This window comes from Streptococcus sp. ELY_125, from assembly GCF_058314535.1.
Window position 1 is genome coordinate 1 of sequence record NZ_JBZFUM010000035.1, and the last position, 9,241, is coordinate 9,241.

The 9,241-nt window shown below is 41.2% G+C and carries 5 protein-coding genes and 1 pseudogene; 1 reads left to right on the top strand and 5 read right to left on the bottom strand.

Annotated features, from left to right (window positions below; genetic code table 11):
• Positions 1 to 159: 159 nt before the first annotated feature.
• The 5 genes and pseudogenes from AC4HAL_RS10650 to parE all read right to left on the bottom strand — a co-directional run bounded on the left by AC4HAL_RS10650 (position 160) and on the right by parE (position 8,070).
• Positions 160 to 1,182: a branched-chain amino acid aminotransferase gene (locus AC4HAL_RS10650; protein WP_491094141.1), complete on the bottom strand. Its 1,023-nt coding sequence runs from the start codon at positions 1,180 to 1,182 to the stop codon at positions 160 to 162.
• A gap of 174 nt (positions 1,183 to 1,356) precedes the next feature.
• Positions 1,357 to 3,822 (bottom strand): DNA topoisomerase IV subunit A, encoded by a 2,466-nt coding sequence (gene parC / locus AC4HAL_RS10655; RefSeq protein WP_491094142.1) that lies wholly within the window; start codon positions 3,820 to 3,822, stop codon positions 1,357 to 1,359.
• Positions 3,823 to 4,522: 700 nt separating this feature from the next.
• Complete coding sequence (gene fic, locus AC4HAL_RS10660) at positions 4,523 to 5,128, bottom strand: protein adenylyltransferase Fic (RefSeq protein ID WP_491094143.1); 606 nt, start codon at positions 5,126 to 5,128, stop codon at positions 4,523 to 4,525.
• 22 nt (positions 5,129 to 5,150) lie between these two features.
• Positions 5,151 to 5,543: pseudogene (locus AC4HAL_RS10665) on the bottom strand (GTP pyrophosphokinase); the annotation flags it as partial.
• A 583-nt stretch (positions 5,544 to 6,126) separates the two neighbouring features.
• A complete protein-coding gene (parE, locus tag AC4HAL_RS10670) occupies positions 6,127 to 8,070 on the bottom strand; it encodes a DNA topoisomerase IV subunit B (RefSeq protein ID WP_447452095.1) in 1,944 nt (647 codons plus the stop codon).
• 383 nt (positions 8,071 to 8,453) lie between these two features.
• On the opposite strand from parE, the gene plsY reads away from it, so the two are divergent.
• Positions 8,454 to 9,095, top strand: coding sequence for a glycerol-3-phosphate 1-O-acyltransferase PlsY (gene plsY, locus AC4HAL_RS10675; protein WP_491094145.1), 642 nt, complete (start codon positions 8,454 to 8,456; stop codon positions 9,093 to 9,095).
• Positions 9,096 to 9,241: the final 146 nt, after the last annotated feature.

Consider the following 9,241-nt stretch of genomic DNA (forward strand, 5'->3'; position numbering starts at 1 on the left):
AGGCCTTTTTATTTTGACCAAATTCAAGTAAATACCTTAGTTATTGTCACCTCAGGCCATATTTTTCTAGAGAATTTTTAAAAAAAGACAAACTCCCAAAAAGAAGTTTGTCTTCGGTCTGAAAGCTTGCAAGAGCAAGCTTAATGACTGACTAACTACTTAGTCAACCTTATAAATCCAGCCTGCTGGCGCTTCTACATCGCCAAACTGGATACCTGTCAGCTCATCATAGAGCTTGCGTGTAACGGGGCCGACCTCTGTTTCACTGTAGAAAACGTGGAAATCGTCTCCATGTTGCACCCCGCCGATCGGTGAGATAACTGCCGCGGTTCCACAAGCCCCCGCTTCAACGAATCTGTCTAACTCATCAATCTTGACATCGCCTTCAATAGCTGTCATTCCAAAGCGTTCTTTAGCTAAATAAAGAAGAGAATACTTGGTAATAGACGGCAGAATAGATGGGCTAAGCGGCGTAACAAATTCATTATCTTTTGTGATACCAAAGAAATTAGCGGATCCCACTTCTTCAATTTTGGTGTGGGTCGCTGGATCCAGATAAATAACATCAGAGAATTGCCGCTCATGAGCTACTTGACCGGGTAGGAGACTGGCAGCATAGTTCCCGCCTACCTTAGCTGCACCAGTACCATGAGGAGCTGCTCGGTCATAATCATCCTGAATGAGGAAGTTCGTTGGGGCTAAACCACCCTTGAAATAATTCCCAACCGGCATAGCAAAAATCGTAAAAATGTATTCTTCTGCTGGATGGACCCCAATAACATCTCCAACTCCAATTAATAGCGGACGGATATAGAGTGTTGCGCCTGTCCCATAAGGCGGAACGAATTCTTCGTTTGCACGAACAACTTGCTTAACAGCATCAATGAACTTATCCGTTGGAACTTGGGGCATGAGGAGGCGATCGGATGTTCGCTGTAGACGTTCTGCATTTTGGTCAGGACGGAATAATTGGACAGAGCCATCTTGGGTACGGTAAGCTTTTAATCCTTCAAAAGCTTGTTGTCCATAATGAAGAGCTGGCGAGCTTTCAGAGATATGGAGTGTCGAGTCCTCTGTCAGCTTACCATCATCCCACCGACCATTCTTATAGTATGAAATATGGCGAAAAGGAAGTTTATGGTATTCAAAACCTAGGTTCTCCCAATCTAAATCTACTGTCATAATAAATCCCTCTTTCTATCACTAAGTGGTTCCTAGTATAGTCCTTTTTTAGCCAATTTTCAAGTATTATTTCAAAATTCTGACAATTTATTTTCCTAAAAAAGCAGAGAGCTAACATTGACAAGGGCATCAATGCTAACCTCCTCTACTTTTAAAATGTTTTGGTTTTATTTATCAGCTAAGCAATCTGGCTGCAAGTACCTCTTCATCCGAAATAGTATCTGAGATAAAGCTCCCATTGCTAGTGCGCTCTGACAGACTCAGTTGGGCTAGGTTAACCTGCTCAACCGTTCCTAATTTAGATAAAACTTCGAGTATCTGCTCGTCAGTATCGGCCTCTACTTCCCCACTAAAAAGGTCAAGCTCTGCAGCCGCAGCAGCATCAGATAACACAGGAGCGGCTAAAAAGACGCGATGGGGCTTGGATTTGAGTTCACGCAGAAGTTGCAAACCACGGCCTGCCCGTTTGGCTACTGGGATATCGTCTGTTGCCATCCGTTTGAGGCTGCCGCGCTGGGTCAGTACAAAGAAAGTCTTAGTATTAGCCATAAAGGCAGATTGGACTGTATCACCATCTTTCAGATTAATGGCCTTGACACCAGCAGCTTTGGCGCCAACAATAGGTACTTCTTCAATGCTAAAGTGGAGAGCGTACCCTTTCTGAGTCACTATCATAACCTGATCCAATTTAATTGGTGCCATAGTAACAACGTGATCATCGTCTCCTTTAAGTTTGGCAAATTTAACAGATTTGGTTCTGTAACTGCGCCAAGGTTCAAACTCTTTACGCTCAAAGCGCTTGATCTGACCGTGTTTTGTCACAGCGAAATAAGTTTCTGGAGTTAGATCATCAATGATTTCAGCGTAGATAATTTCCTCATCGGTTGAAAAATTGGTAATGGTCTGCGAGAGGTGTTCGCCGATGTCTTTCCAACGAATATCGGTTAATTCATGAATAGGCCGGTAGATGACATTCCCTAGATTTGTAAAGATAAAGAGATGCTGGGTCGTTTTAGCCTGCTGCATCAGAATCACCTGATCGTCATCACGCTTACCTAATTCTTCTGGGGTGGAAGCATTGTAAGAGCGAGGACTGGTCCGTTTGACATAGCCGCTGCGAGTCAGGCTGACATAAGTCTCCTCTTCAACAATCAAGCTGGCCGTATCAATTTCAATAGTCTGCGCTTGAACCTGCAATTCTGAACGGCGGGGACTACCAAACTTTTTCTTTACCTCACGGAGCTCACGCTTCATGAGATTATACATGGTACGCTCATCACCAATAATAGCCGTCAGAGTTGCGATTTGCTCCCGCAAGGCAGCATCCTCTTCTTCCAGAGTCACAATATCGGTATTAGTTAAGCGATAAAGCTGCAAAGTTACGATAGCTTCTGCCTGCTCCTCGGTAAATTCATAGCTAATCTTCAGATTTTCTTTGGCATCGGCCTTATTATCCGACGCCCGAATCAAAGCGATAACTTCATCTAAAATAGAAAGAACCCTGATCAGCCCTTCTACGATATGGAGACGCTTTTCTGCCTTTTTCTTATCAAATTTGGAGCGCGCTAAAATAATATCGCGGCGATGGCCAATGTAGCTGGTCAAAATTGGAATCAGTCCGACCTGACGCGGCGTAAAGTTATCAATAGCTACCATATTAAAATTATAATTAATTTGCAGGTCAGTATATTTGAGCAGGTAGTTAAGAATCGCTTGACTATCCGCATCCTTCTTAAGCTCAATAGCAATGCGCAAACCATCGCGGTCAGATTCGTCCCTCACTTCGGAGATGCCAGGTACTTTATTGTTGAGGCGAACATCATCGATTTTTTTTACCAACATGGCCTTATTGACATCGTAAGGAATTTCGGTAACGACAATTTGCTCTTTGCCACCCTTAAGCGGTTCAATTTCTGTACGCGAACGTACTACTACACGTCCCTTACCTGTTTCATAGGCTTTACGAATTTCGTCAGCCCCTTGGATAATAGCTCCAGTCGGCAGGTCAGGACCAGGTAAAAATTCCATGAGCTTTTCGACCTTTGCCTTAGGATGATCAATCATATAGACGACCGCGTCAATAACTTCAGCTAAATTATGAGGAGGTATGTCTGTTGCATATCCCGCTGAAATTCCTGTTGCACCATTAACTAGAAGATTGGGAAAGGCAGCTGGTAAAACAGTCGGCTCTTTTTCCGTATCATCAAAATTCCAAGCCCAAGGGACAGTGTCTTTGTTAATATCTTGAAGCAGATAGCCCGCAATCTCTGATAAGCGCGCCTCAGTATAACGCATAGCAGCAGGTGGATCACCGTCCATAGAACCATTGTTTCCGTGCATCTCCACAAGAATTTCACGATTCTTCCAGTCTTGCGACATGCGCACCATAGCATCGTAAATAGAGGAATCCCCGTGCGGGTGAAAATTCCCCATGATATTACCAACCGACTTGGCCGACTTACGGTAGCCCTTATCATGAGTATTACCGTCCTTATTCATGGAATAAAGAATGCGGCGCTGAACCGGTTTTAGCCCATCGCGAATATCAGGCAGGGCCCGCTCTTGAATAATATACTTGGAATAGCGCCCAAAGCGCTCTCCCATGATGTCCTCAAGGGACATATTTTGAATGTTTGACATAATTAAGATACACAGCCCATAAAAAAGATAAAGTCAAATTAAGAAATCAGCAGAAAATCAAGATTTTCTAGACGATTTATCTTTTTGACACAGTCTTTAGGGGCGTGTTCAATTCCTTTCTGTAAGATTAAAATAGAAGATTATATAATCTAGAATAAAAACAGGAGATTCTGATTTTCCAAACGATTCACGCTAAAGTAACGACTGTAAAAATAAAAATTTAAACATCCGTCTCTCTCTTTATACAGATTCTAGGATGAGTCCCATTCTTATTGATATGTAATAGCATAAACTTATTAAAGACTACTTTACTCATAGCTGTAATTTTAAAGAGTTTTATTGATAGAATAATAGCGATTACAAAGAAATTATTATGCTATTGCTAAGGCTAGTTTTTGTTTCACATCTTAATAGCTTCTCAGTAAAAGTATTAACCATTCTTATTCCCATTGGTTTAAAAGTAACATAGGTTAAACCACCGGAAATAACAGCACCGAGAACTGGAATAGTTTTTGAAATAGATTTTCCTATAGTATCTTTTGTAATTTTTTTGCCTATATTATTGCCAATTCTTGTTCTTTGCTAAATGTTTTTTCACTGTATCCTCTCCCAATAGAATACTAATACTATGTTCTCTTTCAGTGTTAATCTAAAATATCCACAATCCATTAGCACCATAGCTGACTTGTTGACGACTTTCCTACAGCTCCTCGGTTCGATAAAGACGATAGCCTTCATAATCGTAACTGTGATCGACCCCTTTCATGTAGAGCTCACGGTTATCGATATCATCCGTGAGTGCTTTTCTGAGGATATACTTGATTTCAATATTGCGAACTGGACTGCGTTCCATGGCCAGAAGATAATCTTCTTTATCAACCTGTGACCAGTCGATGACTTGACTAATCTCATTTTTTAGTAGATGGTCTAACCACAGACGCATACTGCGTCCATTACCTTCGCGAAAAGGATGGGCAATGTTCATTTCAACATATTTTTCAATAATGTGATCAAAAGTATCTTGAGGCATATTATCAATGGTTTCAAGTGAAGCTTTCAAGTAGACTAAGGGAGCAAAGCGAAATCCACCTTTTGCTAAATCAACTAAGCGCATCTTTCCAGCGAAATCATAAATATCTTCGAATAAAAAGCCATGAATAAATGCTAAAGTTTCATAAGTACCGGCAGGTATATCAGCCAATAAATTTTCTTCAAATAAACGTTTAGCTTTTTCTTTACTGATTTTTTCTTCAGCTTTTGAAAGCTCAAGCGAATCTGTCAAACCTAACTTATTTTCTAAAACCATATTTCCTCACCTACTAACCTAGTCACTCCACACATTTTCGTTTATATTTAATCTGGCTAGCGATATTTCCTTCAACATCCTTCTCATCCCATAGTTGCAATTCCCGTGGATAGTAGAAATTGCTCTTATTTTTGAAATAGATGTCAATATCAACATACCCGTCCCTATCCCGCAGGTACCAGTTTTTCAGCCAGCTATCCAAACGTTCCATAACTTGAGAGATCTCTTTGGACGTTAAAATCATCCGAGCACTAAAGTTATTATTCAAAATAGCATTAACCGGATAGGCTTCTTTGCGCTCTTTAAATCGTTCGATTTTATCTAAAAATGACTTAGAAGTTTTTACGCGGTAAACATAGCGAATGCCATCGACATCAGCTCACATAAGATAATCATTAATGACCTCATGGAGATTGGTAGGCATCACAGCATTAAGACACTCTTCTTTAGCAACACTGTCCAGTCTATGACTTTTCCCAAAGACCTACAGCAAAGGCGAGCATAACCATCCCTAAGATAAATTTGTTTGTAAACATAAAGTAAAGAGCTGCAAGAATAGACATGGCACAAGTCACTATCTTAATCCAACCTTTGTTAAACCCGTTCATTTTTTCTATCCTCTCTTACTCAAGAAGAACTTGCTAGGGCAATGATTAAAAGGAAATTCCCATCTCTTTTCTGAATATACAAGCAAAAAACTTAGAAAGCCCAAGTAAATCAGTCAGACCTAATTTATTTTCTAAAACCACCTGCTTACCTCTCGTTCATATAGGACACTCAATTTAAAAATCAGTTATAATTTTGAAATTGTCCTAGTAAGGACATTTAGATAAGACCTCAATAAAACTTACCATACTTTCATTTGTCTTTAGCTGATCGATTGTAACGCTTATCGTCAAAAACGATATTATATTGTCAGATAAGCTAGTGAGGAGCTGGCAAGCCACAGCCTGTTACGTTGTGAAAATAAATGCTTTATTATCTTTTCAAATAAGCAATCAAAACACCGTCTGTTCTTCCAAGGTAAACTTGACATTGTCTTCGATCCATTGACGGCGGGGTGCTGCCTTGTCTCCCATGAGGACGGAGACGCGGCGCTCAGCACGCGCCAGATCTTCAATAGTAACACGGATAAGGGTGCGTGTCTCAGGATCCATGGTCGTCTCCCAGAGCTGGTCGGCATTCATCTCTCCCAATCCCTTGTAGCGCTGGAGACTAGCTCCCTTACCAAATTTCTGGCGGAGATCTTCTAACTCACCATCGGTCCAAGCGTATTCAACCTCTTCTTTTTTCCCCTTACCCTTAGACATCTTATAAAGCGGAGGCAGGGCAATATAGACGTGTCCCGCTTCAACTAAGGGACGCATATAGCGATAAAAGAAGGTCAGTAAAAGTGTTTGGATGTGGGCACCATCAGTATCCGCATCGGTCATGATGATAATCTTGTCATAATTGATATCATCAATATTAAAATCCGGTCCGACACCAGCACCGATAGTATAGATCATCGTGTTAATTTCCTCGTTTTTAAGGATATCAGGCATCTTGGCCTTCTCAGTATTGAGTACCTTACCGCGCAGAGGCAAAATAGCCTGAAACTTACGGTCACGTCCCTGTTTTGCTGAGCCTCCGGCCGAGTCCCCTTCGACTAGATAAAGCTCATTTTTCTTAGGGTTTTTAGACTGGGCTGGTGTTAGCTTCCCAGACAGCAATCCCTTATCCTTTTTACTCTTTTTTCCATTGCGGCTTTCATCGCGAGCTTTGCGAGCCGCTTCACGGGCGTCACGCGCTTTGATAGCCTTACGAACCAAATTGGAAGCCAGCTCTCCATTTTCCATGAGAAAGAAAGTTAGATTGTCAGAAACTAGACCATCAACAACCGGACGAGCCAGGGGACTCCCAAGTTTATCCTTGGTTTGCCCTTCGAACTGCAGGTGCTCTTCAGGAACAAGAATAGATAGGACAGCCGAAAGACCTTCTCGGTAATCTGAGCCTTCTAAATTTTTATCTTTCTCCTTAAGAAGACCAGTTTTTCTGGCATAGTCATTCATCGCTTTAGTAATGGCCGTTTTAAGCCCTGTCTCGTGGGTTCCCCCATCTTTAGTACGGACATTATTGACAAAGGATAGAATATTGTCCGAAAAGCCATCGTTATACTGCATGGCTACCTGTATCTGGAAACCTTGCTCTTCACCTTCAAAATAGATAACAGGTGTCAGTGTTTCCTTATCTTCATTGAGGTATTCGACAAAATCTTGCACTCCATTTTCATAGTGGAACTCTTCTTGCTCACCACTACGCTCATCGCTTAAAACCAAAGTAACTTCTTTAAGCAGAAAAGCTGATTCTTTCAAGCGTTCAGAGATAGTATTAAATCTAAAATCTGTTGTTGAAAAGATAGTATCGTCAGGTTTAAAGGTCACCTTGGTCCCTGTTTTCGACTTGGGAGCTGTTTTGATTCTTTCAAGCGTTGTTACAGGTTTACCACCGTCTTCAAAGCGTTGACGATAGACGGCTCCATCACGGGTAATCTCAACTTCCAGCCAGTTAGATAAAGCGTTGACAACCGAGGAACCAACACCGTGCAGGCCCCCTGATGTTTTATAGCCACCTTGGCCAAATTTACCACCGGCATGAAGCACTGTAAAAATCACTTCGACCGTTGGTTTGCCTGTAGCATGCATACCAATTGGCATACCGCGACCACTGTCTGCTACACTAACAGATCCATCCTGATGCAAGGTTACCTCAATACGGTCACCAAAGCCAGATAAGGCCTCATCAACAGCATTATCGACTATCTCCCAAATTAAATGATGCAGCCCTGTTCCGTCAGTTGAGCCAATATACATCCCAGGGCGTTTGCGGACTGCATCCAGTCCTTCCAAGACCTGAATAGCATCATCATTGTAATTATTGATTGAAATCTCTTTTTTAGTCAAACTTGACCTCCCAATTATTCATCTATTTTATATTACAGGTTTTTAGGGAAATTTGCAAAAAAAGTTTGTTCTTGCCTCTCTAAATCGGCTTAGGGCAGACTCCCATCCTACATATCGCAATGTTTTTTGGGGGAAAGTGTCAATAAGAAGACAACAGTCAAACTGCTAGAAACCATTAGAAGTCCGCCGTTATCACTGCAGTTTAATTGTCTGTTACTGCAATCTCACTTAAAAGAGACAGAAAGTGCTCTAAGACCATTACCAGCCACTGCACTTAGTAGCACTCTCTAAATTTAAAATAAAAAATTTCTTTTAATACTAAGAGCCGATAAAGCGCCGGGAGTGCCTACTCTTAACCTTTCTTTTATGTTATAATGAGCATTATGGAAAGTATTATTTTTATTATCATTGCTTACCTGTTAGGTTCTATCCCTTCTGGATTATGGATAGGTAAAATTTTCTACCACAAAAATCTCCGCGAATTAGGCAGTAAAAATACCGGTACAACCAATGCTTTTAGAGTTTTGGGCAAGAAGGCAGGGGCAGTAACCTTTATAATTGATATGCTTAAAGGAACACTGGCTGTTCTTCTGCCGATTTGGTTCGGAGCAGACGTGCTATCACCGCTGCTCATTGGTTTTTTTGCGGTGCTTGGGCACACTTGTTCGATCTTTGATGGCTTCAAAGGTGGTAAGGCCGTTGCAACGAGTGCTGGTGTCTTACTTGGCTTCACACCACTTTACTGTCTATTTTTACTGGCTATCTTTGCTCTGATTTTGTTTTTAAGCAGTATGATTTCCTTTGCTAGTGTAGCTACAGCAAGTTTGGGTTTGTTAACACTCTACACCTTCCCAGCTGTTCATTTTATCCTGCTAAAGTATGACTGGCTTTTTACCATTATTGTTACCGGATTGGCCTTGATTATTATCATTCGCCACAGGGAAAATATAGGACGTATTAAGCGTAAGGAAGAAAATCTGGTCCCCTTTGGTCTGAATTTGACCCATCAGCAGCCTAAAAAATGAGTTCCGTTTAAAATGGAACTCATTTCAGACCGAAGACAAACTTCTTTTTGGGAGTTTGTCTTTTTTTAAAAATTCTCTAGAAAAATATGGCCTGAGGTGACAATAACTAAGGTATTTACTTGAATTTGGTCAAAATAAAAAGGCCT

Excerpts from the sequence above, each read along its gene's own strand:
- AC4HAL_RS10650 (WP_491094141.1), bottom strand. The coding sequence starts at position 1,182 with ATGACAGTAGATTTAGATTGGGAGAACCTAGGTTTTGAATACCATAAA.
- parC (WP_491094142.1), bottom strand. The coding sequence starts at position 3,822 with ATGTCAAACATTCAAAATATGTCCCTTGAGGACATCATGGGAGAGCGC.
- fic (WP_491094143.1), bottom strand. The coding sequence starts at position 5,128 with ATGGTTTTAGAAAATAAGTTAGGTTTGACAGATTCGCTTGAGCTTTCA.
- plsY (WP_491094145.1), top strand. The coding sequence starts at position 8,454 with ATGGAAAGTATTATTTTTATTATCATTGCTTACCTGTTAGGTTCTATC.